The organism is Ensifer sp. SL37 (genome assembly GCF_026672675.1).
In the GTDB taxonomy this organism is placed as follows: Bacteria; Pseudomonadota; Alphaproteobacteria; order Rhizobiales; family Rhizobiaceae; genus Ensifer; species Ensifer adhaerens.
In genome coordinates this window covers 3,435,853-3,462,362 of the sequence record NZ_JAPPRN010000006.1, presented here as the reverse complement: position 1 = coordinate 3,462,362, position 26,510 = coordinate 3,435,853, and the positions used below count along the sequence as shown (strand labels likewise).

Sequence of the window (26,510 nt, the reverse complement as noted above, 5' to 3'; positions counted from 1 at the left end):
GATATCCCCTGGCGTTCAACGGCCCTAGGAATCGAGCATTTCGCGCACCGATACCGCCAGCTGCTTCAGCGAGAACGGTTTGGGCAGGAAGCCGAACTTGGCATCCGCCGGCAGGTTGCGGGCAAAGGCGTCTTCGGCATAGCCCGAGACGAAGATGAACTTCAGGTCCGGGTATTTCTTGCGCAGTTCGGTCAGGAGCGTCGGTCCGTCCATTTCCGGCATCACCACGTCGGATACGACGATATCGACGGCGCCGTTGAGCTCGTCCATGATGTCGAGCGCCTCGACGCCGGAGCCCGCTTCGTAGACGGTGTAGCCGCGCGTTTCCAGCATGCGCTTGCCGCCGCGGCGAACAGCCTCCTCGTCCTCGACGAGCAGCACGACTGCCGAATCTCCGGTGAGATCGGTCGGCTCCTCGGTCTTGACCACGGGAGCCGCGATCGTCTGCACCACCGGCGCAGCAACGGTTCCGGTGCCTGCCTGCGCGGGCTCCTCGGGCGCAACCGGCACCTCGATATGGCGCGGCAAGAGGATGCGGAAGGTCGTGCCCTTGCCCACTTCCGATTCCGGATAGATGTAGCCGCCCGACTGCTTGACGATGCCATAGACCATCGACAGGCCGAGACCGGTCCCCTTGCCCACTTCCTTGGTCGTGAAGAACGGCTCGAAGATTTTGTCGAGGATTTCGGGCGCAATACCTGTTCCCTGGTCGGAAACTTCCACCATCACGAAGTCTTCGTCCGGCAGCTCACGGCGTCCGAAGGCCGAAACCTCAGCCGCCGGCAGATTGCGGGTGCGAAGTGTGATGATGCCGCCTTGGGGCATGGCGTCGCGAGCGTTGACCGCGAGGTTCAAAAGCACCTGTTCGAACTGGCCGAGATCGGTCCGGACCGGCCAGAGATCGCGGCCATAGTCGACCTCGACCTTGACGTTCGTTCCGGTCATGCGGTCGACCAGCATGCGCAGGTCGCCGATCACGTCGGTCATGTTGAGCACCGTCGGCCGCATCGTCTGCTTGCGCGAGAAAGCAAGCAGCTGCCGCACGAGAACAGCGGCACGGTTGGCGTTGCGCTTGATCTCCATCAGGTCGGCGAAGCTCGGGTCGGCCGGCCGGGCAGACAGAAGCAGGTGGTCGGACGACAGCAGGATCGCAGTCAGCACGTTGTTGAAGTCGTGCGCGATGCCGCCGGCAAGCGTGCCCACGGCGTTCATCTTCTGCGTCTGCGCCATCTGGTTTTCGAGCGCTTTCTGCTCGGTAATCTCCAGCGCATAGATGATCGCCGCTTCCTCCGGCGCCTGATCGGTCTGGTCGATCACGGCATTGACGTAGAAGCGGAAATGGCGCTCGCCATCGGTCGGGTGCAGCGCGTCGATCGGCGCGATGTCGCCCTGCCGGTCCTTGGCGGCCGCCAGCGCGTCGTGCAGGCGAAGCTTCTCGGTTTCGTGCACCACTGAATCGATCAGCGCGCCGCGCTCGACGTCGTCCTGCGAGACGAGACCGGAAAACAGCTTCAGGAACGGCGCGTTGGTGCGCAGGATCCGGCCATTGCCGTCGACCGAGGCGATCGCCATCGGCGTATTGTTGAAGAAGCGGGTAAAGCGCATCGCTGCGCTCGACGCCGACTGGTCGCTGTCCTCGCCGCCCTCGCGCGACATGACGATGGTGCGGCTTTCGCCGGGCGCGCCGTCGCGGGTCGAGGAGACACGGTGGATCATGCGCACCGGCAGGCTCTGGCCGTTCAACTTGCGCAGGTCGAGGTCGAGCATCTTGGTCTTCTTCAGACCCGGTTCGGCCTGCACCGCCTGGACGAGCGTCAGCCCCTCACCGGCCACCAGATCGCCAATACTTATCGAGCCCGGCTGGAACTTGGTGAGATCGATGCCGAGCCAGTCGGCAAGCGTGGCGTTGATATAGAAGATCTCGCCCTTGCGGCCGGCGGAGAAGAAGCCGGCGGGTGCGTGATCAAGATAATCAATCGCGTTCTGCAATTCCTTGAAGAAGCGCTCCTGGTCGTCGCGTTCGGCGGTGATGTCGGCGATCTGCCAGAGATAGAGCGGATTGCGCTCGCTGTCTTCGAGCGGCAGCACGCGTGCCTTCAGCCGGAACCAATGGGCGCCGGAGCCGGTGGCCGCACCGGTCGCAAGCGGCTTCAGCAGGCGGAATTCCTCATGCCCCTGCTTGCCCTCGTGCAGGCCGTTGGTCAGCCGGTAGATTGCTTCCGTCGCCTCGCGATTGCGCGACAGGATCGTTTCGAGCGATTGGATGCCGGCAGCGTTCCTCGCGCCCGTGAGCGCGCCATAGGCGGCGTTGGCGTAGATGATCCGGCCCTTCCGGTCCGTGACGATCGTGCCATCCTCATGCGCATCGAGAAAGGCGCGCGCCAGTTCGTCCGGGCGCGATTGCGGCATCACCTCGATGAAGCCGATGACCGAGGACACCAGAAAGAAGATGCCGACCATGGCGAGAACGCCGAGGATGCCGAGCACGATCTCGTTTTCCATCTGGTTCCGGAAGATCACGAAGGCGATGGCCGAGACGGTGAGGACGATCGCGAGCAGCACGATCCGCAGCACGGTTCCGGGCCTGACGCCACGGTCAACAACCGGCATCTGGTAGTCGCCTGACTGCCGCAATTTCGTCATCGGGTCCTCTTACGCGGCCGGCGCCGCGCGCGGCGCGGCCCAGCCCTTCCGGCCGGCATCCGCTCAAACCGCCGGGCAAAATCGGCCATAGCCGACACGCCCTCGATCATTCGGACAAGAATCATCTTTAACAATCAGAGATAACAGCAAAAAGCACCTGTGCGGAAGCATTCGAGCCAATTCACAGGGAATGTCGGCGAAGTGCTTGTCCGAGCCCGAAAAAAGCCGTCAAATACTGCCACTCGAAAGGCAGAAGGAGTTCACCCTATGATGGAAACGATCATCGCCGACAACGGCAGCCGGTTCGTCGTCGCCGCTGCAGCGGTCGCGATTGGACTTTTGTGCCTCGTGGCCGTGCTCTGGATCATGCGCAACCGTCCTTCCTCGCCATTCATCCGTGGCGGCAAGAACCGCCAGCCGCGCCTGGCCGTGCTCGATGCTGCCGCTGTGGACACCCGGCGCCGTCTCGTGCTCGTGCGCCGCGACGATGTCGAGCACCTGATCATGATCGGTGGGCCGACGGATATCGTCATCGAAAGCCGGATCGTCGCCGGCGGCGACGAGCGCCCGGCCGTCAGCGAACGCAAGGTGGCCGATCCGGTGGCTGAAAGCCGTCCGGCAGTCAGGGAACCCGTTCAGCAGCCCGCGCCGACAATGCAGGCCGAACCCGTCGTCGCGACGCCGGTTCGCCCCATCACCCGGACAGAGGAACAGCCGGTCGCTCGCGTCGAGCCGGTGGCGCCCATGCGCGTTACGGCCGAACAGCGCCCGGTGGCAGCACCTGCCCTTGCTGCAGAGCAGCGCCCTCTCGCTCGCCCTGTCGCCCAGCCCGCACCCGAGAGCCCGTCTATCACCTCCGTCGCAGCACCCGCGGTCAACGTCGATGCAGCCATGAACCGCCCTGTGGCAATGGCGCAGGCTGTACAGCCGCAACCCATTCAGATGCAGCCGGCCCAGCAGCTTCAGCGCCCCGCAGCGATCATCCAGTCGCAGCCTCAGCTCCAACCGCAGCCGGCTCCTGCGACCGCCCTTTCTGATTTCGAGCGCCTTCTCGACGCGGAGATCACCGGCGACCTGCAGCGCCTGGGTCCGGCAACATCGGTCACTCCGGAAAACCGTGCGCCGGCCCATTCCGGCCGTCAGGAGCCGACGCTTGGCGCGCCTGTCGCCGACGGCGGTCATAAGGAGCCGACAATCGAAGAAGAGATGAACCGCATGCTGGCCGACATCTCCGCCGGGCGGAAGCCCTGATTGCCGCATTGGCCTGACGGCGACGTCAGGCATCGCGACGGCAGCGAGATACTTGTCTGAGCCCAGGCATCGAAGCGAAGAGCCGCTTCGTTGCTTCGGAAGAAATTCGGGACAACGGAAAAAGGCGCGGTTTGACCCGCGCCTTTTTTCAGACTGTTACGAAAGCCCGAAAGCTTATTCGTCCCGGTAGACCTTTTCCCGCCGCTCGTGGCGCTCCTGCGCCTCGATCGAGAGGGTCGCGATCGGACGGGCGTCCAGTCGCTTCAGGCCGATCGGCTCGCCTGTTTCTTCGCAGTAGCCGTAGGTACCTTCGTCGAGACGCTGCAACGCCGCATCGATCTTGGAGATCAGCTTGCGCTGGCGGTCCCTGGCTCTGAGCTCGATTGCCCGATCAGTTTCGGAAGAAGCCCTGTCTGCGAGATCCGGATGATTGGCGCTCTCCTCTGCCAAGTGATCCAGTGTCTCGCGTGCCTCGCGAAGGATGTCGTTTTTCCAAGCGTTCAACTTGGCCCGGAAGTACGCCCGGTGGTTGGCATTCATGAATTCATCGTCCTCGGAAAGGACGAAGGTACTAAGATCGATCTTCTCACTCAACGCGATTCTCCTGAAGAACATCTCATTGCGGCGGTGTATAGACCTATGGAAGCTGTGATTCAAGCCTCGCAACAGACACTCAACCGTATTTTAATGTTGCTAGCGTTTCAGGCTAACTGACGAATATTTCATCAAAATTACACATCGGATCTTGATTTCCAACTTGCGCCCACCGAAGCCGCCGCCTCTGCTCGCTGAAAAGTGACAATGACGTGTTTGCGCCATTTTACCGTCCATTCACGACCGCGGCAAAGCGCAGCACCGGCAGTCCCCGAAAAAATCACGGCGGCCAGCTTGATCTTTATGGTGCGTGCGGGGAAAGGTGACGGTCTGCCGGCCGACATGAAAGCCGGCAAAATTCTACCCTGTCGCTGCAACCGGCAGGCAACGCCGGAACCGATCGATGCAAGACAGCGCCCCCAAGGCTCTCCGCCTCTACCTCCTGCGGCACGCCCGTTCCGGCTGGGCCCTGCCGGGCCAGCGCGATTTCGATCGGTCGCTGGACGAGGTCGGCTACATCGATGCGGAGCGGCTTGCCCAGACGGCCGCAGACCAGGGCATCCGCCCCGACCGCATCCTCTGTTCGACGGCGGTGCGCTGCCGCGAAACGGCCGAGCCGTTCTTCCGCACGGTCAGCGAAGAGCTGGATATCCGCTACATCGATGCGCTCTACTCCGGTACGACGAGCATCTATCTCGACCTCATCGATGCGCACCGGCATGTAAACGCGCTGATGCTCGTCGGCCACAATCCGATGATCGAACAATTGCTCTGCAGCCTGGTGGGCGACGAGGCCGCCCGCGAAGCGCTTCCCGATGGATATCCGCCGGCTGGCCTGGCCATTCTGGATCTGCCGTCTGACGCTGCCTCCGCCCGCCTGATATCGCTGCTGTTGCCGACGCCATGAAGGCGCACCGTAAGAAGAATTGACACGTGCGCGTTGCGGCGCCGCAATTAGTGCCTATATCGCGGAGGCAGCCCGCAGCCGATCGTCGTTCGGCGGGCTTGACGATGCGAACGACCCCGGGAAACACGCCGCAAGAAAGACCAAGACTTGGCGCCTAACCTGACCAGCTTCAAAGACGACGCGCTGATCGCGCTCGACAACCTCACCGACCGCGCCTCCGGCCTCGTCAATCCCTCGATCCGGCTCGGCGTTACCGGCCTGTCCCGTTCGGGAAAGACCGTCTTCATCTCGTCCCTGGTGCACAATCTGCTGAACGGCGGGCGCCTGCCGGTGTTCGAGGCGGTGCGTTCGGGCCGGGTCTCGAAGGTCAGGCTCGAGCCGCAGCCCGACGATGCCGTGCCGCGTTTCCAGTATGAGGATCATATCGCAGCCCTGGTGCGCGATCGCATCTGGCCAGACTCCACGCGCGCCATCTCGCAGCTGCGCATAACCCTTGAATATGAGAGCGCCAGCGGCTGGAACCGGCTGTTCTCGCCGGGCCGGCTGTCGCTCGACATCGTCGACTATCCCGGCGAATGGCTGCTCGACCTGCCCCTGCTCGCGCAGGACTTCCGCGAGTTCAGCAACAATTCGGTGGCGCGCGCCCGTGCACCTGGCCGTGCGAAGTTGTCGGCCGAATGGCTGACGCTTGCGTCGTCGGCTGGCTCGACGGCGACAGCCGACGAAAGCAGCGCCCGCCGGCTCGCCGAGAGCTTCACCGGCTATCTCAGGGCCTGCAAGGCGGACGAACGCTCGCCCTCGACCCTGCCGCCTGGACGTTTCCTGATGCCGGGCGATCTCGAAGGTTCGCCGGCGCTCACCTTCTCGCCGCTTCCGGACCTACCCGAGGGCCGTGCACCAAAGGGTTCGCTCTGGGCGATGATGGAGCGGCGCTACGAAGCCTATAAGAAACATGTCGTCAGCCCGTTCTTTCGCGAGCATTTCGCGCGCCTGGACCGGCAGATCGTGCTCGTCGATGCCCTGCAGGCGATCAACAACGGCCCGGAGGCGCTGCTCGATCTCGAGCAGGCGTTGGCCGACGTGCTTGCCTGCTTCCGTCCGGGGACCAACAGTTGGCTCTCGTCCTTGCTGACGCGACGGATCGACAAGGTGCTGATCGCAGCAACCAAGGCGGATCACCTGCATCACGAAAGCCACGACCGGCTGGAGCGCATCGCCGCGCGCCTCGTCAATCGCGCCGCCGAAAGCATCGGATTGAGCGGCGCCGGCCTCGAGGTCATGGCGCTCGCATCGGTCCGGGCCACCCGCGAAGCGACCGTCAACCACGACGGCCATGCGCTGCCGGTCATCGTCGGCACCCCGATTGCCGGCGAGAAGATCAACGGCGAAATCTTCGATGGAGAAAGGAAAACAGCGATATTTCCCGGTGACTTGCCGGAAGATCCTGAAGTTCTTTTCAAGACGATGGAGACCCGGTCCGGCGCGACGACCTATCTCGAAAGCGCTCATCCGCTGCCGGAACTCAGCTTTGTTCGCTTCCGCCCGCCACATCTTGAGGAAACCGGCGGCGGCTTGAAACTGTCGGTGCCGCATATCCGCCTCGATCGGGCCATGCAATTCCTGTTCGGAGACCGGCTCGCATGAGTGACGACAGCAACGGTCGCAGCCGCCGTCCCGGCGCCTTCTCTGTTGGCGAAGACAAGCCCGCCGAGGCCGGTCCGCAGGTGCGCGCGCGGCGCGCGCCCGCAAGTTTCGACGACAATGTGGTGCTGACACCCGATGCGGAAGACCCTTTCCGTGAGACCACGCTTGCGGTGGAGGCCCTCGCCTTGCCCGAAGCAAGTCCTCGCAAGCGCCGCCTGTCAGTTGGCAAGATCGCAACCGGCGCCCTCGGCATCATCCTGTCACTGGCTGCCGGCCTCTGGGTCGACCGCCTGCTTCGCGATCTCTTCGCGCGTGCCGATTGGCTCGGTTACGCCGCGCTTGCCGTCGTCGCGATCGGACTGCTGGCGCTGCTGATCGTCGTTGGCCGCGAATTTTCGGGGCTAATGCAGCTCACGGCGATCCAGAAGCTGAAAGCGGAAACGGAAGCGGCGGCCGCTTCGGCCAGTGCGAAACCCGCGCGCGCGGCGCAGGCAAAGCTCGTCCATCTGCTGGCCAGCAATCCGCGGACGGCGCGCGGGCGCACACGGCTGAAGGAAAGCGAAGGCGAGATCATCGACGGTCCGCACGTGATCGAACTCACCGAGCGCGAGCTGCTCAGCCCACTCGACCGCGAGGCGCGGCGCCTCATTCTCGCGGCTTCCAAGCGCGTGTCGATCGTCACGGCGGTCAGCCCGCGGGCGCTCGTCGACCTCGGCTACGTCCTCTACGAATCCGCCCGTCTGATCCGCGCCATGGCCGAACTTTACGGCGGTCGCCCCGGCACGCTCGGCCTCTTGCGGCTGATGCGCGACGTGATCGCTCATCTGGCCGTCACCGGCTCGATTGCCGCCGGCGACAGCCTGATCCAGCAGGTGCTCGGCCACGGGCTGGCTTCGAAGCTCTCGGCGCGCCTGGGGGAAGGCGTCATCAACGGCCTGATGACCGCACGCATTGGCATCGCCGCGATGGACCTTTGCCGCCCGATGCCGTTTCGCGCGCTGAAGCGTCCCGGGATCGGTGATTTTCTCGCCGACCTCAGCCCCGGCGCCGGACGCGTGATTGGCGAAAGCGGCGAGAAATAGCGCGGTCACGCGAAACTAGATCCCCGCATACCAGTCGTAGCCGAGATCTTCCCAATAGCCGCCGCGCCCTCGACCGAAGGGCGCGAGATCGGCAACGACTTCGATCGCCTTGATGTACTTCGCCATCTTGTAACCCAGCTGGCGTTCGACCCGGACGCGCAGTGGAGCGCCGTTGGCAACCGGCAAAGCCGCGCCGTTCAGGCCATAAGCGAGGATCGTTTGCGGGTGTCGGGCATCGACCATATCGATCGATTCGTAATAGGCGACCGAGCCGCCAAGGCCGAGCGGCATGCTGTCGAAGCAATGAAAGACCACGTAACGCGCCTCGGGCTTCACCCGGGCTTCATCGAGGACGCGAGTAAGGGCAACGCCGCTCCACTTGGCGATGCAGCTCCAGCCCTCGACACAGTCGTGTCGGGTGATCTGGGTGCGCGACGGCATGTTTCGCAGTTCTGCAAGCGTCAGGTGAAGCGGTCGCCCGACCAAGCCGGAAACGCGAAGCCGGTATCCGGAAAAGCCGTCCTGCTTCAGCGCGAGATAGGTCGCATCACCCGGGTCGGTGGAGCCGTTCGGTCGTTGCCCCTGCCGGATCTCGCTCTCGGCAAATTCCGGCGCCAGCCGATCAGCCGGCACCAGCAGCCGCTGTGCTCGGTAAGTAAGGCTGTTGGCGGATGCGAGAAAGTCGCGCACGCGACTGCCGTTGCCAACGAGGCCGTCGAGCGCGTCGCACCCGGCAAGCGGCAACGACGAGGCCGTCGCCCCCGCCGCCGCCAGGAAGCGCCGGCGACTGAGGAGGAACGCGCTCATGTCCTTCCTCCCCGGTCCACCGAACGCCTGATGCGATAACGCCCAGTAATCATCGACCGCATCTCGTTGATCGGACCAGCGGCAAAAACCATGGCGATGTGCACAGTGAAGAAGCCGACGAGCAGCAGCATCACGACGAAATGGATCGTGCGGGCCGTCTGCCTGCCGCCAAAGAGTTGAACCAGCCAGGGCCAGCCGGCGTCCATGCCCGGCGACATCGTCAGCCCTGTCGCGATCATGAGAGGAAAAAAGACGAGGAGAACAATGCCGTAGGAGAGTTTCTGCAAGCTGTTGTAACGCCCGTCATGTTCGAAGCGCACCCGCAGATGCGCGATGAAGGTCGCGGGCAAGGCGCGGATGTCGGCCAAAGCGGGAAGAATGTCCCGCCGCAGGTGACCGTTGATCGCGCTTGCGACCAGCCAGATGGAATAGACGACGGCAAACATCCAGGCGAAGAAGAAGTGCACGACGCGGCCGGTGGCGAGGTCCTGGTAGGACGGCACGGTCAACCAGGCCGGAAAAGCCCGATAGGCCCGCTCCTGTTCCGGCCCGCTGACGCCCAGGACACCAGTGGTGTCAACGCTCAGCCCCAAGACTGTCGTCAGGCCGCGAACCTCGCCGCTTCGTTCACGCACAGGCCCAATCGACAGGATGCTGTTGTCGAAGGCAAAACCCGACTGCTGCCCGACATAGAGTGCCGGGTGCGCGTTGAAGATCTGCAGGCCGCTGAGAAACAGAAAGAACAGCGCGCCGGCCCATCCCCAATGGGTAAGCCGGGTTGTCAGCCGGTGCCGCGATATCACCAGGCTCTGCTGTGCGTCTGACGCGGTCGATTCGGAGTCATGTCCTGCTGTAACCATGGGAAATCTCCCGTTTCCCATGGTTATACGTAGCGCGATTGGGGCAAGTTTCATGTCCCCGCACAATGCTCGCCGAAATCCGCCAACCCACTGTATTTCCTAAGCCAAAAATGCTGTGGTCAATCCGCTTTTCGGCCACAAAGAAGCCGCGCCGCGCACCGCGCAGAAACCGTCCGTTAACCATTTGCGCGCAAATGTGGCTTTCAGTTTCGGACGTTGACCCATCAAGGATCGTTTATGTTCTCGCGCCCTTCTTTGATCGCTCGCGGCGCTGCCGCCTTCGCGCTTGCAGCCACCGTCGGCCTTGCGACACCGGCTTTTTCCGGCGCCAAGGACAAGGTCTTTTTCGAGAAGGTCGCGGGCCAGTGGAAGGGCCCGGGCGAGATCGTCGCGGGCAAGTACAAGGGCACCAAGTTCACCTGCGATCTCTCGGGCGAACCGGTTGCTGGCGATGACACCGGCATCAAGCTCGACGGCTTCTGCCGCGTCGGCGTGTTCAAGCAGCCGATGTCGGCGCTGATCACACAGAAGGGCAACACCTATACCGGCAAGTTTCTCGACGGCGCCGAGGGCAAGGGCCTGGATATCATTTCCGGCAACGTCGCCAAGGACAAGGTCGTCGTCGGCATCAATCGCAAGAAGCTGAATGGCGCCATGATCGCCCGTCTGCAGGACGACCAGACGATGAACATCACCATTTCGGTCAAGGTCGAAGAAACGATGGTGCCGGTCATCGGCGTCAGCCTCAACCGCCAGATCGACGCGATCGCTGTCGGCTCGATCAAGTAACGTTCAACACCCGAATAAACGACGAAGCCACGGCATCGACCGGGGCTTTGTCGTTTGTGGATTATGTTGCGGTCCTGTTCAGGCGCCTGCGCGCCACCAGCTCATGTCACCATCCGCAACCTCGATGCCTGCGACGTCAGCCTGCTGCAGCCAGTCGCCGACCGGACGGCCGCCAACAGCCATGTCGGCGGCGAAATCGGCAAGCGGCATCAGTACGAAACCGCGCTCGGTCATCCTCGGATGTGGCAACTCCAGCCGCCCGCCCGCTTGCGCCACGCCCTCGAAGGTCAGCACATCGATGTCGAGCGTGCGCGGCCCCCAGCGCTCGTCGCGAACCCTCTTCATCGACCGTTCGATATCAAGGCAGGCGTCGAGCAGGGCTTCGGGCTCGAGCGTCGTGTCGACCTTGGCGCAGGCATTGTAGAACCAGGCCTGGTCCGTCTTGCCCCAGGGCGGCGTGCGATAAAGGCGCGAGACGGCCTCGACCACGCAGTCGTCGCGGGCATCGAGCAGGCGAAGCGCTTCGGCCATCGCCTTGCGGGGATCGCCGAGATTGCCGCCAAGCCCGAGTGTCGCTGCCCGCCAGCTCACCTCAGACGACATGCTCAACCGTCACTTCGACATAATCGAGCACACCCGGAACCGGCGCATTCGGCTTACGGATCGACACCTTGGCGCGCTTGATCTGCGGGAAGCGCACGCAGAGCGTCTTGGCCACTTCCAGCGCCAGCGCCTCGATCAGATAGCGGCGGCGGCCGGTGACGATGCGCTCGATCTCCTGGAAGGCGATGCCGTAATGCACGGTGTCTTCGATCGAGTCGTCGACCAGCGCCGTTCCCTGTTCGACTTCGAGCTCGGCATCGACGAAGAAGCGCTGACCGAGAAGCTCCTCCTCATCGAAGACGCCGTGGCGCGCGAAGAAGGCGCAGTTCTTGAGGGTGATGATATAGGTCGCGCTCATGCTTCTCAGTCCCATCGGCTTTCTTGGATCGCCATGATTGCGCGGTCGAGCCGCTCAGCAGTCATGCGCGTGATTGGTAGTCACAGGTTCAGGCGGAATGCGGACGAGAAAATCTCACCTCGCTCTGGCGTGCAGCATAGCATCCGCCATCGCCAGTGCATCCTTGCTGTTTGCGACATCGTGTACGCGGAAAATTGAGGCGCCGGCAACGCGCAAAAGCGCCGTTGTCGCGGCCGTCGCCATGTCGCGATCGGCCGCTTCTCGGCCGCTGACCGCGCCGACGAAGCGCTTGCGCGACGTTCCGACCAGGAATGGCAGCTCGAAACGGTGCAACTCTGCGAAGCGCGCCATCAATTCCAGGTTCTCATCCGTGTCCTTGGCGAAGCCGAAGCCCGGATCGAGAATGATGCGATCCCGCTCCACGCCGGCAGCAGCCGCGATCTCAAGCGACCGGTCGAGAAAATGAAACTGATCGGCGATCACGTCTGCGAGTTTTTCACGGCCCCGGCCCGTATGCATGACGCAGATGCCAGCGCCGCTCTTGGCGGCGACAGTGGCAATGTCGGGTTCGCGCTGAAGGCCGTGCACATCGTTGACGATATGCGCGCCGGCGTCGACCGCAAGCTGGGCGGTCGAGGCTCTGTAAGTGTCGACGGAAATCAGCGCATCGGTATCACGGGCAAGCGCTGCGATGACAGGCAGGATCCGCGCCTGTTCTTCCTCGGCGCTGACCGGCGCCGCATCGGGGCGTGTGGATTCACCGCCGATATCGAGGATCAAGGCGCCCTCCTCCAGGCAGCGCATCCCTTGCGCCACCGCGGCAACGGCATCGATAAAACGGCCGCCATCGGAAAAAGAATCCGGGGTAACATTGACGATCGCCATCAAAACGCCACGCGGCCCCAGTTCGAGGCTGCGTCCATGCGCCAGCTTCCAGCTAAATTTCTGAAATGGATTGTAAGTCATTTTCCCTCACCATCCGCATACGGCCGGGAGCCATCGTTTTGCTGTTGCGCCGGCGCTGGCTATGCCCCAAGCTTGATCGAAGTTCAACCGAAGAGAACCACGCATTGATGTCCCGAGTACGCGTCCCGTTCAAAGTCGCCCTTCTTGCTCTCCTGGTTGCCGCCCCGCTTGGCACGGCCTCGGGCGAAACCGTGGTGAACAAGAGCTTCTCCTATTTTTCGATCGGCGGCCGGACTGCGGAAGAACTGGACAAGGCACTCTCGGCCAGCGGCCCGATGATGAAATCGACCGGCGCACGGCATCCGGGCGCGACCCGCATCAAGTTCGGCGGCTCGATCACCTATGTCAGCCGCAACGGACGCTGCGCCGTCGGCGCGGCCCGCGTCACTCTCAACACGCGCATCATTCTGCCCAAATGGAAGTATCGCCGCCAGGCCGGACGTGACCTCGCCCTCGTGTGGGACACGCTGTCAAGCGACATCAAACGCCACGAGGAGCGCCACGCGGAAATCGCCCGCAATCACGCGCGGCGGATGGAGAAGATGTTCCTGGCGTTGAAGCCGCAGGACACGTGCGAAGAGATGCAGGAAAGCGTTGCCCGCGTCAGCGCAACCGCGATAGAGGCGCATGACAAGGATCAGGCTCGCTTCGACCGCACCGAAGCCGCCAACTTCGACAAGCGCATGATCCGTCTTCTGCAATACAGGCTGGAGACGCTGAAGAAAGCGCAACAGTAGATAGCAAAGCCGGAACCCCGAAGAAGAGCCTGACTATAGTCACGGCTCGGGCCATTTCAGCGGCAATACCCACAGTATTTTATTGGTGAAATATAACGATGGCTGCCGGCCGGCGACTCATCTATATTCAAATCAATGAGAGAGGGGCCGGGACAAAGACTAGCCCCACAAATTGAATAGGTTATGTGCGACGCGATTGCGGCGCGAAAAGCTTAGATGTTGCCTTTACTTTGAATTGCGCAACGTTGTTCACTTGAAAAGAAAAAGAAGAATCGAACAGCGGAGCCGGAACGGGTTCTCCTGGCGTGTCTTGGTGCAGCAGATGTTCCCTCCCTCATCTGTATGCGATGCGCCCTCCTCGCCTCGCTTGTCCAACGACCGGCGAGGCGCTTTTTTTGTGCGGAGGTCTGAAGGAAGGGGCGTGGGACGCAGGCGTTAGGCCTGGCGCTCCGGCACGTGCACGACGAGACCGTCGAGCGCATCGCTCATCTTGATCTGACAGGAAAGCCGCGACGTCGGGCGGACGTCGTAGGCAAAGTCCAGCATGTCTTCTTCCATGGCTTCCGGAGCGCCGACGGTCTGAGCCCAGGCATCGTCGACGTAGACATGACAGGTCGCACAGGCGCAGGCTCCGCCGCATTCCGCTTCGATGCCGGGAACCGAATTGCGAACTGCGTTTTCCATGACCGTCGAGCCGTTCTCGACATCAAGTTCGTGGCGCGCGCCATCAAAGGCAACGATCGTAAGTTTTGTCATGTCTCTTTCCGGAATGAACTGGTGGATTGGCCGGGCGCAAGGCCTGTTGAGAAAAGAACCCCGCGGGCGCAAATTCAGGGAAAGTTCTTCCAACAAATCGGCCGGCCAGTCAACAACGGCCGTCATTCTGTGCGTCGCCGCAGATCGCGTCGGTAGCAATGGCTGCCGGCACGGCGCCCTCTATGCGAGGTGCGGGCATCGTGCGACAGACAGGGGTCGGTTAGGCCCCCTGTCTGCTCGGGAGCCGCTAGCGGCAGAGCTTCAGAATGAAGAGCTCGGCTTCGAGCACGGCCGATGCGAGTTGGTCGCAGAGCGAAGCTTCGGCCGGATTGTGTTCGATCGCGCCGGCAACGCTTGCAACGTCGACGGCACCAACCGCAAGGGCTGCGCCCTTTAGCCGGTGGGCTGCCTGGGCACGGGGCGTGCCCTCGCCTTCGGCGATTTCCTTCAAGACCTGGCGCGCCTGGCGCGCAAAGAGTTGCAGCACTTCGATTTCGAGCGCCTTGTCACCCATCGTCTGGACGGCGAGGTGAGCAAAGTCGATCGGCTTTTTGCCTGACGCAGAAGAGTTTCCCGGACTATCCGGGGCTTCAAAGGCAATCCTGAGGGCCGCCATGAGCCAATTTCCCTATTGTTTGTTTGATGTTGGCCTGTTTCCGGCATCGCTTCATCGGGAGCGGTGCCGCCGCCCGCACTGTTCAGACTTCCATCTTTGGCGGGCGCCGGCACCTATTGGCTCAAATCCGGGCGCAATATAGGCAGTATTTTGGGAAAATGGTTAACGTCCGTTAAACTCTCTGATTTCCTTATCTTTTCCGGCTTTTAGACCTGCATCGCATTAAGATTTCATTAGGATTTTAATCAACCCCAAGCGCTCTTAATTGTAAGAACCCAGCTAATGTGTCACTACGATACGCTTAGGAACGGACCCGCGTACGAAAATGGCAACCGTTCCGGTGGATAAGCTCGACGCGTGGTCCCATTCGGCCACAAATGCGACTATCCGTCGAGGCAATGCAGTGGGTGATCAGTAGGGTATTGCGTAGATCCGATGCGCGTATCTTGCCGTCACCGCCCATGAGGAAGAGACCCTGCCCGCTAACGGGCCAGAGGCGCTTTCCATTCTGGGCAAAAGGTAATGAGGCGTATCCCTATGGCGACGAAAAAGAGCAATGAGTCGATCGACGAAAAGGCGTTCCAGGCTCTGGAAGCTGCCCTGAAGATTGATTTCGACGAGCTTGCATCGAGCCCGAATGACAAGACTTCCTTGGATGATCCGGAGGAAAATGTGTCTCAGCCCACCAATCAGGCGGCGACGCCCGATCAGAATAAGAAAGCACGGCCCCAGCCGGAACAGTCCCGCGGGGCACGTGCTGCAGAAGCGGCCAAGACGCTCGCTCCGGAACCTGCGCCCAAGTCCCCGTCCCTTTCCGCCGCCAACGACGATGGTCGCCGTTCGCCGGCTGCGATGCTGCGTGCGCTCGACGTGCGCTCCAATCGCGCCGCGATCCGCGTTGCTGCGCTGGTGTCCATCATCTGGGCGGTTGCCGGCCTCGGTGTCGCCAACCTTCTTTACGGGCCGCAGATCTGGCAGATCCGTTCGCTGAGCGACCTTGCCGCCACCCCTGGCGCCGTCGGCGTTGCGATCGGCATCGTGCTGCCGATCATGCTCTTCTTCTCCTTTGCCATCATGATCGCCCGCGCGCAGGAACTGCGCAACGCCGCGCGCTCGATGGCGGAAGTCGCCCTGCGCCTTGCCGAGCCGGAAACGGCTGCTGCCGATCGCGTCATGACGGTCGGCCAGGCCGTCCGTCGCGAAGTCTCGGCGATGAACGAAGGCATCGAGCGCACGATTGCCCGCGCCACCGAACTCGAAACGCTGGTTCATTCCGAGGTCAACGCGCTCGAACGCAGCTACAGCGAAAACGAACTGCGCGTGCGCACCCTGGTGCAGGAACTCGGGCTTGAGCGCGAAGCCATCATCGGCCATTCGGAGCGTATCCGTTCGGCCATCTCCGGTGCGCATGGCAAGCTGAAGGACGACCTGGAACAGGCAAGCGAAGACATTGCTTCGCGCATTGCAATTTCGGGCGAAGCCTTTGCCTCGCTGATTGACACCCGCGCGGCTGCCCTCAGCGAGAAGTCGGACGGCGCCTTGCAGTCGATCGGCAGCATGCTGACGACCCGCACCGATGCGCTGCTTTCGGGCCTGACCGCTGCCGGCCTTGGTCTCAGCACTGAATTTGACACCCGGCTTGACCAGCTCAGCGACACGCTGACGAAGCGCGGCGAAGACCTGCTCAGCCAGTTCGAAACGCGCGCCTCCTCGCTTGACGCCAGCACCGAGAAGCTGAATGCGGCGCTCAACGAACGCGCCCGCCAGCTCAACGAAACACTGATCGCCCGCACCCGCGACCTCAACGAAAGCCTGAGCGTCGGCCAGCACGCCATCACCGGTGGTCTCGACCACGTGCTCGCCTCGCTCAACGCCACGCTCGACGAAAAGGGCGCGAGCTTCCGCCAGAGCCTGCGCTCCAGCGCCGACGACGCGATCATGGACCTCGACCTTCGCGGCGGCTTCTTTGAAGAGAAGCTGCAGACGACCGTCGGCCAGCTCGCAACCGCCTTCGACGAGCGGTTCCACGAGTTTGCCTCCGCCTTCGACAAGCGTGCGAGCCTGCTCGACACCAAGCTCATGGAAAGCCTGCACCGCATCAACGAGACCGTCTCCGGCGGTTCGGAAGCGATCGGCGGCGCACTCGACAGCAGCATCGAGAAGATCGGCTCGGCCCTTTCCGACCAGTCGCTGACGCTTGCGACCACGCTCGGCGCGACCCAGGACTTCATCGAAGAGACGATTGCGAGCCGTACCACGGAACTCGGCAACATGATCGGCGATGCGCACACCCGCATCGACAGCGTGCTCTCCGAAAAGACCAGCGGCCTCATGGGTGCCCTCACCCAGGCACAGGACCGCATCGAAAACGGCTTCGGCCAGCGTGCGGACGCACTTTCGAGCGCACTGACGACGAGCGAACAGCGCCTGACCGAAGGTCTCGACAGCCGTACCGCTGCCTTCGTCGACGGCCTGCAGGCCGCGCACGCCCGCATCGAGCAGACCCTGCACGGCTCGACCGACGAGATCACCAGCGCGATCGCTGCCAGCCAGCACCGCCTCGACAACACCCTGTCGGAACGCACGCTCGCGCTTTCGACGATCCTCTCCATGGGCGCGGACTCGATCGACACCGCCGTCAGCGGCACGGCCGACCGGCTGGAGCGCGTCCTTTCCGAACGCGGCGAAGCGATCTCCGACGCGCTCACCAACCAGACGACGGCGCTTGACGGCGTACTCGCCGAGCGCGCCGCAGCCATCACCTCGACGATGTCGTCGCGTGCCAACGAGATGGCCAATACGCTGAGCCGTCACGCCGAAGACGTGGCCGACAGCCTGACCTTCCGGGCAACCGCCGTCGCCGAAACCATGACCGACCGCGTCGGTGATATCGAGCAGAAGCTCTCCGAGAGCGTCAACACGATCGCCGAAAACCTCGGCGGCCGCGTCAGCCTGATCTCCGATACGCTCACCCAGACGAGTGCCCGCATCGCCGAGGATCTGAGCGGCCGTGTCAGCAAGATCTCCGATACGCTGACCGAGACCAGCGCGCACATCGCCGATGCGCTGACGGCGCGCACCACCGAAGCGACCGCTTCGCTTGCCGGCAAGGCAGCGGAAATCGAGGAGACGCTGAGCGGCCGCGCCGAGCACCTGCGCGATACGCTCTCGTCCACGCACGAACAGATCCGCGTCACGCTCGACGACCGCATCAACGCCATCAACCTTGCCGTCGGCCAGGGCCGCGAGCAGCTCGAAGGCATGCTTGCCGATCAGTCGACCGCGATCGCCACGACGCTCGCCACCAGCGCCGGCATGCTGGAAATGTCGCTCGAAGAGCGCCAGTCGGCACTCGCCGGCGCAATCGACCGCAGCGGCGAAGTGCTCGACAGCCGTATGCGCTCGACCACGGGCCATATTGCCGAGCGCCTGGCCGAAACCGCCAACCAGATCAGCCTGGCGGCCGACAGCCTCACCAACCGCGTTGACCTGTCGATCAACGGCCTCAACGATCGCCTTGACGATACCGGCATGCGCGTCGAAACCAGCCTCGGCGCACTCGAAGAGCGCATGCGCGAGAGCGCCGGCAACATCAGCTCGATCGTCGACGAAACCGGCATGCATCTCGAGACCCGCGTTGGTGTCCTCGAAGACCGTATTCGTGGCACCGTCGGCAATGTCGGCGCCGTGGTCGACGACACCGGCGCACGGATCGAGAGCAATCTCGGCGCCCTCGAAAACCGCATTCGCGGCAGCGTCACCAATGTCGGCTCCGTCGTTGATGATGCGGCGGCCCGTGTCGAAGGTGGCCTCAGCGCGCTCGAAGACCGTATCCGTGGCAGCGTCAGCGGCGTCAACGCGATCGTCGGCGAGACCGGTGCACTGATCGAAAACAGCCTCGGCGTCCTTCAGGACCGCATCCGCGGCAGCGTCAACGACGTCAACACCCTGGTCGACGATACCGGCCTGCGCCTGGAAGTCAGCCTCAGCTCGCTGGAAGATCGGGTCCGCGACAGCGTCGGCAGCGTCAACCAGATCGTCGACGGCGCCGGACAGCGCATCGCCGACAGCCTTGGTGACCGCGCTGGCGACATCGACCGCATGAGCGAAGTTGCGGCAACCCGGATCACCGGCGCCATCGAGTCCGGTGCGGAACGCATCGCCGAACGCCTCGGCACCATGGATCGTGCCCTCAACATCGGCCTTGATAACGTCAACCGCACGATCGAGGGCAAGGCGGCCGTTCTGGTCACCAGCCTGCGCGGCGCCGTTCACGAGGCAACGCAGGATATCGACGCTGAAGCCAATCGCCTGGAAGGCAAGACGTCCGACATCGTCGCCAATCTGCGCAGCGCAGTCGGCGGCGTGGCTGAGGACTTCGATGCCGAAGCCGTGCGCCTGGAAGACAAGGCAGCCGGTCTCGCAAACACGCTCCGCAGCGCCGTTGGCGATGTCGCGCAGGAACTCGACGCAGAAACGCTGCGCATGGAAGACAAGGCTGCCGGCCTCGTCAACACGCTTCGTAGCGCCGTTGGCGACGTCGCCCAGGAACTCGACGCAGAGGCACTGCGCATGGAAGACAAGGCCGCCGGCCTTGTGAACAGCCTGCGCGGCGCCATCAGCGGTGCAGCTCAGGAAATCGACGCGGAAGCTGTCCGCTCGGCCGGGCTGCTGTCGAAGGCAGGCGACGATTTCGCCTCCGCACTTGCTGCTCGCCAGGCAGACTTCGCCAACACGATCGACCAGACGGCAGCCGCTACCGCCGCGCGCCACGCCGAGCTTGCCAACTCGATCGAGCAGAAGGCGGCAGCGACCGCTGCACGTCATGCCGAGCTTGCCCGCTCGATCGCCGACGCGGCCGACACCGCAAGCGCGCGGCTGGCCGCAACGCACAGCCAGATCGCCAACCACGCCGACAACATCCACCAGGGCCTCAGCAATACGGAGAAGGCGCTGGAAGCCCGTGGCGAAGCAATCCGCACCACGCTCGACGAGCGCACCCGCGAACTCAACTCGATGCTCGCCGGCCGCTCGATGGAGCTGTCGCGCCTGATCGACGAGCAGGCACGCCCGGTCATCGACCAGTATGCCGCCACCGGCCGCGAGGCAGCCGAGCGCATCGCTGCCGTGACCCAGGAAAGCGCCGACCGCCTGCGTGCGGAAAACGCCGCCCTCGTCAACGCCATCGCCGAGCGCACGGGCGAGACGCTGAACGCGATCTCCTACCGCGCCGAAGAGACGGCAAAGGCGATGAAGATGGTCGAAAACCGTCTGCAGTCGACCGCCCTTGGCCTGATCGACCAGCTCGCCAACAACAATGCGGCCATTGCCACGGTCATCGACCAGGCGAGCAGCAACCTCGGCGAAATGGACCAGCGTCTGGAATCGACGATCGCCCGCGTGTCGGAATCGACCCGCCAGGCCTCCGACATGCTGTCGACCTCCACCCGCCTCATCGAAGGCAAGGTCGACAAGCTCTCCGATATCTCCGCCTCGACCCTGTCGCAGATCGGCGGCATTGTCGGCCGGTTCGAAGACCACTCGCGCGTTCTCGGCCAGGCCTCCGACCTGCTCGGCGCGGCCCAGTCGAACCTCGTCAGCACGCTCGAGGAACGCCAGGATGCGCTTCGCACCCTGTCGGTCGGCCTCGTGCAGCGCTCGGAAGAGATCGAACGCACGATGCGTGCGCTCGAAGGCTTCGTCGACGGCGCCTTCCAGCGGGCCGAAGAACGCTCGGGCCACGTTGCCGGAAACCTGCGCAGCGGCATCCAGCAGTCCTTCGCCGATGTCGGTCGCCTGCTGACGAGCGCCGAACAGCGCGCGGCGGAAGCTGCTGAATCGATGCGCAACACGCTCGCCCAGGCCGGTGACGAAGCCGGCGCCTCGGTCGAGCAGGTCTTCAGCCGTGCCGAAGAGCGTTCGCGCCAGATCGCCAACACGCTTCGCTCGGGCGTCGAGACCTCGTTTGCCGACGTCAACAAGACGCTCTCCTCCGTCGAAGGCCGTGCGCTCGGCGCATCGGAAGCCCTTCGCCAGGCGATCGCCAAGGTCGGTGAAGATGCCGGTGCCTCGATCGAGGGTGCCTTTGCCAATGCCGAGGAGCGCTCCAAGGAAGTCGCCTCGCGTCTGCGCGGCAGCGTTGCGGCCTCGGTGTCCGACATCGAGCGCATGCTTGCCGAAAGCGGCAAGAAGTCCGATGGCGTCGCAGACCAGCTGCGTGACGCCGTTCGCGTCGCAATCGACGAGGCGATCGGCCGCTTCAGCGGCGCGACTGACGAGATCCGTCGCTCGGCTGGCGAGATCCGCAAGGAACTCGACATGACCCGCGAAGAGCTGAAGCGCGGCGCCTTCGACCTGCCGGAAGAAGCCAAGGAAAATGCGGCCGTCATGCGCCGTGCCGTCGGCGAGCAGATCAAGGCGCTGCAGGAACTGTCCGACATCATCGGCAAGTCCTCGACGCAGCTCGAAGTGGCCCAGCCGCTGCGCCAGCAGCCGGCCGCCGCTCCGGTCGCCCGTCCGGTGCAGCAGCAGGCAGCCCCGCAGCCGCAACCGGTCGCACAGCCGCAGCCCCAGCCGGTGGCACAGCAGCCTGTAGCGCAGCAGCCCGTCATCGAGCAGCCGCGCCGTCAGGAACCGGCACCGGCGCTGCGCGGCAGCCTCGGTATCGAGCAGCCCGCCGTTCGCCAGCCGGCGCCGACGCAGGCTGTGAGCAACGAGGTCGCCGAAGGTGGTGGCTGGATGCGTGACCTGCTCCGTGCGGCGTCGCGCGAAGAAGCACCCTCGCCCGCGCCGCAGCGCCCGGCCGAGGCTCAGCCGACGGCACGGGCCGGCGACAGCCGCAACCCGCGCCACGTGGTTGAATCGCTGAACTCGCTTTCGGTCGATATCGCCCGCGCCATCGATCATGATGCGTCGGTCGATCTGTGGCGCCGCTACCAGCGCGGCGAGCGCGACGTCTTTACGCGTCGCCTCTACACGCTGAAGGGCCAGCAGACCTTCGACGAGATCAAGCGCAAGTACGACCGCGAGCCGGAATTCCGCACCGCTGTCGATCGCTACATCGCAGATTTCGAGAAGCTGCTCGCAGATGTCGCCCGCAACGACCCGGACAAGCGCATCACCCAGACCTACCTGACGTCGGATACCGGCAAGGTCTATACGATGCTCGCCCACGCCGCCGGTCGCTTCAGCTAAGCGAGCCCGGATAGAAACAATCAAAACGGCCCCGTCTTGCGACGGGGCCGTTTTCGTTTGCAGGGATATCAGAGAAGAAAAGCGACGGATCACTTCCGCTAAGATACTGGCGATCCCTTATGATGCAGAGCGCTCCTTAAGGCGCTCCCGGCACGCGTACGACCGGACTCTGCCCCTTGTCGCAAGTTCGAGCCACTACCCGCTAATCACGGCTGCGCGAAGGGGATTTGGGTTCGTAGGCGGGTGTCGTGAACAACGGGCTGTCGACATGCTTTAGCCGCGCCTGGCGACGCGTGCTGACTGGACCGGCTCAACGCAGTGGCGAACAGCCGCCGACATCGGCGGGCTTGACCCGGCCCGCCTGCAGATCCTTCAGGTAAGGCTTGTTCGGGTCCGGTCCGCCGAGCGCGCCGTCGTAGGTCGCACGGTCGATCTTGAGCATGCGGCCGCTTGCGGTGAAGCTCACCATCTCCTTCTTGTTGACATAGGCAGAAGCGACGTTCAGCCGGCAAAAGAACGTCTTCTCTCCGTTGCCGACCACCCAGCCCCAGGCGCCGGACTTGCCCCTGGAGAGCTTGCCGGTGGCGTAGCCTTGCTTGGTGAGCGTCGCGTAACTCTCGGCCTGTGCAATACCGGGAACAAAGGCAAGAGCTACCACGGCGACCACCGCCAGGCGCTTGAAAGAAATAGACATCGAGATTCACCCCTCTGAAGAAACAATAACGCAGCCTTCTAGGCGGGCGCCAACGGTCTATGCAACCATAACATGCAGTCGTCCTTAACGGCATCCGGACGGCCAGACACTCTGCCAGCCAGACAGGTGGAACGCAGGAATGAATGTTGACATCATCACGCTCTGCATCTGAAGTTCGTCCGATGGATAGGGAGCTGCCTTGCACGACACAGCCGATTGAAATCTGCGATTGGTCCTCCGATTGGGCGGAGCGGTTTGCCACCAAGGCGAAGACGATCCGCCAGGTTTTGGGCGATCATGCCTTGCGTATCGACCATATCGGCTCCACCGCAATCCGTGGTCTGGCTGCCAAGCCGATCATCGATGTTCAGATTTCCGTTGCCGATCTGGAGTCCCTCGACGTGCTGGCGGAAAAAATGGCGGCGATCGGCTACCTGTGGCGGCCGCAGAATACCGATCTGGCGAAACGCTACTTTCGTGAGCGCCCTGGCGACGAACGCACGCACATCCACGTGCGCCGAGCGGGAAGCTGGCAGGAACAATGGTCGCTGCTGTTTCGCGACTACATGCGCGCCCATGCCGAGGAACACGGCCCATACGTCGAGCTGAAGCGAGCATTGGCAAGCCGACATCGCCACGACCGGGCAGCCTATACCGAGGGCAAGTCGGAACACTTGTGGCAGGTCATTCGACGCGCGGATCGGTGGGCTGCGGCAAGCGGCTGGAGACCAGGTCCTTCCGATGCGTAGGCCGGTCTTCCGCTGCCCGGCACAGCCTTAATCCGAGATCGGTGCGGTGGCCAATGATCGGCCGAATACGGTAGCTGCTGTCTGCATCGCAAGCCTGTCCTGCGAGCGACTGGTGTTTAGCCGCCTGCCCTTCGCCAAAGGAATGCGTGAAGCATCGCGAACTTGCTGCAGGTCCGGCCAAATTCCTCGCCCAAGGTCAACGGTGTCGGGATGCACGGTGGCAAACGAAAAAGGCCCCGGACGAACCGGGGCCTTTTTCGTTGGGTCTTGGTCGTACCGGCCTGAGCCGGAGCCGATCAATGTTCCTTGTTGGCGTAGACCGACTTCTTGGTGAGGTACACCAGGCCGGTGAAGATCAGCAGGAACACCATGACCATGAAGCCGGTGCGCTTGCGCTCTTCGAGGTGCGGCTCGGCGGCCCACATCAGGAACGCCGAAACGTCCTTTGCGTACTGGTCGACCGTCTGCGGCGTGCCATCGTCATAGGTGACCTGGTCGGCGGAGATCGGCTGAGCCATCGCCAGCGCGGCAGCGTTGGCGAAGTACGGGTTGTAGTGCGTGCCTTCAGCCACTTCGACGCCCTGCGGCGGATCCTGGTAGCCGGTCAGCAGCGCGTGGATGTAGTCCGGGCCGCCTTCCTGGTAGGGCCAGAACATGTCGAAGATGAACTGCGGGAAGCCGCGCTCGATGCCGCGAGCCTTGGCGATCAGCGAGAAGTCCGGCGGAGCTGCACCGTTGTTCGATGCGGCAGCCGCTTCCTTGTTCGCGTAAGGCGACGGGAAGTGGTCGGAGGCGACAGCCTTGCGGGTGAACATCTCGCCGTCGGCGTTCGGGCCGTCCTGAACTTCGTAGTTCGCCGCAAAGGCCTTTACCTGGCCTTCCGAATAGCCCAGGCCTTCCAGCGTGCGGAAGGACACCAGGTTCATCGAGTGGCAGGCAGAACAGACTTCGGCGTAGACCTTCAGGCCGCGCTGAAGCTGACCCTTGTCGTAGTGACCGAAGGGACCGGCAAAGCTCCAGTCCTGCTGTTCCGGCTTGTGGATCGGATAGTGGGGCGTACCGCCGCCGTGCTCCTCGCCGCCCTTCGCCTCTTCGGCAACAGCCGTACCGAGACCGAGACCAGCGACGACAGCGAGTGACAGAATGCCTGTAACAAGCTTTTTCATTGTTGTGGGTTCCTTATCAATCGCTGTTCTGATCAGGCGCGCGCGGCAGCCGGCTGCGCCTTGGCATTCTGCTTTTCCAGCACCGCTTCGGTGATGGAGTTCGGAATGCGCTTCGGCGTCTCGATCAGACCGAGGACCGGCAAGATGACGAGGAAGAAGCCGAAGTAGTACAGCGTGCCGATCTGCGACATCACGACGTACAGGCCTTCCGCCGGACGCGAGCCGAGCCAGCCGAGCAGGATGGCGTTGGCCACGAAGACCCAGAAGAACAGCTTGTACCACGGACGGTAGACGGCCGAGCGGACCTTGGACGTGTCGAGCCAGGGCAGGAAGAACAGGATGATGATCGAGCCGAACATCACCAGAACGCCGCCGAGCTTGGAGTCGATCGGGCCGACATTGAAGGTGATGGCGCGCAGCATCGCGTAGAACGGCAGGTAGTACCATTCCGGAACGATGTGAGCGGGCGTCTTCAGCGCGTCAGCCGGAATGTAGTTGTCCGGGTGGCCGAGGAAGTTCGGCTGGTAGAAGACGAACCAGGCATAGATGATCAGGAAGACGGAAACGCCGAGTGCATCCTTCAGCGTCGCATAGGGCGTGAAGGGCACGGTGTCGGTCTTGGACTTGACTTCAACGCCGGTCGGGTTGGTCTGACCCGTTACGTGCAGCGCCCAGATGTGCAGGACGACGACGCCGGCGATCATGAAGGGCAGCAGGTAGTGCAGCGAGAAGAAGCGGTTCAGCGTCGGCTGATCAACGGCGAAGCCGCCGAGCAGGAACTGCTGGATCCACTCACCCACCAGCGGGAAGGCGGTGAAGAAGCCGGTGATAACGGTCGCGCCCCAGAAGGACATCTGACCCCAGGGCAGAACGTAGCCCATGAAGCCGGTCGCCATCATCAGGAGGTAGATGACCACGCCGAGGATCCAGAGGATTTCGCGCGGAGCCTTGTACGAGCCGTAGTAGAGACCACGGGCGATGTGCAGATAGACGGCGATGAAGAAGAAGGATGCGCCGTTGGCGTGCATGTAGCGCAGCAGCCAGCCGTGATTGACGTCGCGCATGATCTTCTCGACCGAGTTGAAGGCGACGGTCGTTTCAGCGGCGTAGTGCATGGCCAGCACGATACCGGTCAGGATCTGGACGATCAGCATGACCGAGAGCATGGCGCCGAAGGTGTAGGCGTAGTTCAGGTTCCGGGGAACCGGGTAGCTGATGAAGCTATCGTGAACGAGACGCGGCAACGGCAGACGGGAATCAACCCATTTCTCAATGCCAGTCGTCGGCGTGTAGGTTGAATGTTCAGCACTCATTATCAGTAGTCCCCTCAACCGATCTTGATAACTGTGTCGGATACGAACGAGAAGGTCGGCACGTGAAGGTTCTCCGGCGCCGGACCCTTACGGATGCGGCCGGCCGTATCGTAGTGCGAACCGTGGCAGGGACAGAACCAGCCACCGAAATCACCGGCCTGGCCAAGCGGCACGCAACCGAGATGGGTGCAGGAACCGATCATGACGATCCAGTTTTCCTTGCCTTCGCCGGCGGAACGATCGAGGTCGCTCGCGGAAGCGTCGGCCGGAAGGTTGGCGTTGCGCGCAACCTGGTCCTTAAGCTCGTCCAGCTTGACGGCCTTTGCCTCCTCGACTTCCTTCTCCGTACGGTTGCGGATGAAGATCGGCTTGCCGCGCCATTTCGCCGTCAGCGACATACCGGGCTGAAGGCTCGATACGTCAACCTCGATCGAGGCGAGCGCGAGCGTCGATGCGTCCGGACGCATCTGGTCGATGAACGGCCAGGCGACGGCACCAGCGCCGACGACGCCTGCCATACCGGTAGCCAGATAAAGGAAGTCGCGGCGAGTGGGCTCGCCCAAGGCCTCGCTTGAAGTGTCGTGTTCGCTCACGGCTAAACCATCCTCTCACGCAATATTGCGGAAACCGCATCCGCCCCCGGCGAAATTCCTGCCCCTTGCGGTTTGATCCAGGTCAAGGAACCACGCCCTATTCATAGTGCTGTCGCCCCATCGCCTTGCAGTTGCAAATGCGACATCGGCACAGAATCCGAAAAGAATCGGCGCGCGCACAGCACGCA

Annotated in this window: 21 protein-coding genes; 8 read left to right on the top strand and 13 right to left on the bottom strand. The window is 63.2% G+C overall.

What is annotated here, in order from left to right:
* Positions 1-24: 24 nt before the first annotated feature.
* Positions 25-2,643 (bottom strand): cell cycle histidine kinase CckA, encoded by a 2,619-nt coding sequence (gene cckA / locus OVA00_RS29070; RefSeq protein ID WP_089044111.1) that lies wholly within the window; start codon positions 2,641-2,643, stop codon positions 25-27.
* Positions 2,644-2,910: 267 nt separating this feature from the next.
* Here cckA and OVA00_RS29065 point away from each other — a divergent pair, with 267 nt between their 5' ends.
* Complete coding sequence (locus OVA00_RS29065; protein ID WP_268090114.1) at positions 2,911-3,894, top strand: flagellar biosynthetic protein FliO; 984 nt, start codon at positions 2,911-2,913, stop codon at positions 3,892-3,894.
* A gap of 174 nt (positions 3,895-4,068) precedes the next feature.
* Here the strand turns inward: OVA00_RS29065 and dksA are convergent, their stop codons facing one another.
* Entirely contained in the window at positions 4,069-4,488 is a 420-nt protein-coding gene (gene dksA, locus OVA00_RS29060; protein ID WP_034794589.1) for an RNA polymerase-binding protein DksA, read from the bottom strand.
* Between the two features lie 403 nt (positions 4,489-4,891).
* Here dksA and OVA00_RS29055 point away from each other — a divergent pair, with 403 nt between their 5' ends.
* The 3 genes from OVA00_RS29055 to OVA00_RS29045 all read left to right on the top strand — a co-directional run bounded on the left by OVA00_RS29055 (position 4,892) and on the right by OVA00_RS29045 (position 8,121).
* Positions 4,892-5,395: a SixA phosphatase family protein gene (locus OVA00_RS29055; protein WP_268090113.1), complete on the top strand. Its 504-nt coding sequence runs from the start codon at positions 4,892-4,894 to the stop codon at positions 5,393-5,395.
* Positions 5,396-5,542: 147 nt separating this feature from the next.
* The gene (locus tag OVA00_RS29050) at positions 5,543-7,039 is read left to right on the top strand and encodes a YcjX family protein (RefSeq protein WP_268090112.1); all 1,497 of its coding nucleotides are present in this window, start codon (positions 5,543-5,545) and stop codon (positions 7,037-7,039) included.
* Positions 7,036-8,121, top strand: coding sequence for a YcjF family protein (locus OVA00_RS29045; RefSeq protein ID WP_268090111.1), 1,086 nt, complete (start codon positions 7,036-7,038; stop codon positions 8,119-8,121). Before OVA00_RS29050 ends, OVA00_RS29045 begins: the two co-directional genes overlap by 4 nt.
* A 15-nt stretch (positions 8,122-8,136) precedes the next feature.
* Here the strand turns inward: OVA00_RS29045 and OVA00_RS29040 are convergent, their stop codons facing one another.
* Positions 8,137-8,928, bottom strand: coding sequence for a molybdopterin-binding protein (locus OVA00_RS29040; RefSeq protein WP_268090110.1), 792 nt, complete (start codon positions 8,926-8,928; stop codon positions 8,137-8,139).
* Entirely contained in the window at positions 8,925-9,788 is an 864-nt protein-coding gene (locus OVA00_RS29035) for a cytochrome b/b6 domain-containing protein (RefSeq protein ID WP_268090107.1), read from the bottom strand. Before OVA00_RS29035 ends, OVA00_RS29040 begins: the two co-directional genes overlap by 4 nt.
* A gap of 237 nt (positions 9,789-10,025) precedes the next feature.
* On the opposite strand from OVA00_RS29035, the gene OVA00_RS29030 reads away from it, so the two are divergent.
* Positions 10,026-10,577, top strand: a complete 552-nt coding sequence (locus OVA00_RS29030) for a hypothetical protein (protein ID WP_034794604.1) — start codon at positions 10,026-10,028, stop codon at positions 10,575-10,577.
* A 78-nt stretch (positions 10,578-10,655) separates the two neighbouring features.
* Here the strand turns inward: OVA00_RS29030 and folK are convergent, their stop codons facing one another.
* The 3 genes from folK to folP all read right to left on the bottom strand — a co-directional run bounded on the left by folK (position 10,656) and on the right by folP (position 12,504).
* Entirely contained in the window at positions 10,656-11,180 is a 525-nt protein-coding gene (gene folK, locus OVA00_RS29025) for a 2-amino-4-hydroxy-6-hydroxymethyldihydropteridine diphosphokinase (protein WP_089044118.1), read from the bottom strand.
* Positions 11,170-11,538 (bottom strand): dihydroneopterin aldolase, encoded by a 369-nt coding sequence (folB, locus tag OVA00_RS29020; RefSeq protein ID WP_034794609.1) that lies wholly within the window; start codon positions 11,536-11,538, stop codon positions 11,170-11,172. The genes folK and folB overlap by 11 nt, the downstream gene beginning before the upstream one ends.
* Before the next feature lie 114 nt (positions 11,539-11,652).
* Positions 11,653-12,504 (bottom strand): dihydropteroate synthase, encoded by an 852-nt coding sequence (gene folP / locus OVA00_RS29015; protein WP_034794612.1) that lies wholly within the window; start codon positions 12,502-12,504, stop codon positions 11,653-11,655.
* Positions 12,505-12,611: 107 nt separating this feature from the next.
* Here folP and OVA00_RS29010 point away from each other — a divergent pair, with 107 nt between their 5' ends.
* On the top strand, positions 12,612-13,241 hold the full coding sequence (locus OVA00_RS29010; RefSeq protein WP_060520718.1) for a DUF922 domain-containing Zn-dependent protease: 630 nt from the start codon (positions 12,612-12,614) through the stop codon (positions 13,239-13,241).
* A 435-nt stretch (positions 13,242-13,676) separates the two neighbouring features.
* On the opposite strand, the gene OVA00_RS29005 is transcribed toward OVA00_RS29010, so the two are convergent.
* Together OVA00_RS29005 and OVA00_RS29000 are read right to left on the bottom strand one after the other, a co-directional pair.
* A complete protein-coding gene (locus tag OVA00_RS29005; RefSeq protein WP_034794619.1) occupies positions 13,677-13,997 on the bottom strand; it encodes a 2Fe-2S iron-sulfur cluster-binding protein in 321 nt (106 codons plus the stop codon).
* Positions 13,998-14,244: 247 nt separating this feature from the next.
* Positions 14,245-14,613, bottom strand: a complete 369-nt coding sequence (locus OVA00_RS29000) for an Hpt domain-containing protein (RefSeq protein ID WP_034794621.1) — start codon at positions 14,611-14,613, stop codon at positions 14,245-14,247.
* A 537-nt stretch (positions 14,614-15,150) separates the two neighbouring features.
* Here OVA00_RS29000 and OVA00_RS28995 point away from each other — a divergent pair.
* Positions 15,151-21,807, top strand: coding sequence for a kinesin (locus OVA00_RS28995; RefSeq protein ID WP_268090104.1), 6,657 nt, complete (start codon positions 15,151-15,153; stop codon positions 21,805-21,807).
* A 310-nt stretch (positions 21,808-22,117) separates the two neighbouring features.
* On the opposite strand, the gene OVA00_RS28990 is transcribed toward OVA00_RS28995, so the two are convergent.
* Positions 22,118-22,501 (bottom strand): hypothetical protein, encoded by a 384-nt coding sequence (locus OVA00_RS28990; protein ID WP_060528797.1) that lies wholly within the window; start codon positions 22,499-22,501, stop codon positions 22,118-22,120.
* Positions 22,502-22,683: 182 nt separating this feature from the next.
* Between OVA00_RS28990 and OVA00_RS28985 the strand changes: the two genes are divergently transcribed.
* Entirely contained in the window at positions 22,684-23,250 is a 567-nt protein-coding gene (locus tag OVA00_RS28985) for a GrpB family protein (RefSeq protein WP_034794983.1), read from the top strand.
* A gap of 296 nt (positions 23,251-23,546) precedes the next feature.
* Here the strand turns inward: OVA00_RS28985 and OVA00_RS28980 are convergent, their stop codons facing one another.
* From OVA00_RS28980 to petA, 3 genes are read right to left on the bottom strand one after another with little or no spacing between them, the layout of a single operon-like run.
* Entirely contained in the window at positions 23,547-24,416 is an 870-nt protein-coding gene (locus tag OVA00_RS28980) for a cytochrome c1 (protein ID WP_034794986.1), read from the bottom strand.
* Between the two features lie 32 nt (positions 24,417-24,448).
* Positions 24,449-25,729: a cytochrome b gene (locus tag OVA00_RS28975; RefSeq protein WP_034794990.1), complete on the bottom strand. Its 1,281-nt coding sequence runs from the start codon at positions 25,727-25,729 to the stop codon at positions 24,449-24,451.
* 14 nt (positions 25,730-25,743) lie between these two features.
* A complete protein-coding gene (gene petA / locus OVA00_RS28970) occupies positions 25,744-26,322 on the bottom strand; it encodes a ubiquinol-cytochrome c reductase iron-sulfur subunit (RefSeq protein ID WP_034794992.1) in 579 nt (192 codons plus the stop codon).
* Between the last annotated feature and the right edge of the window lie 188 nt (positions 26,323-26,510).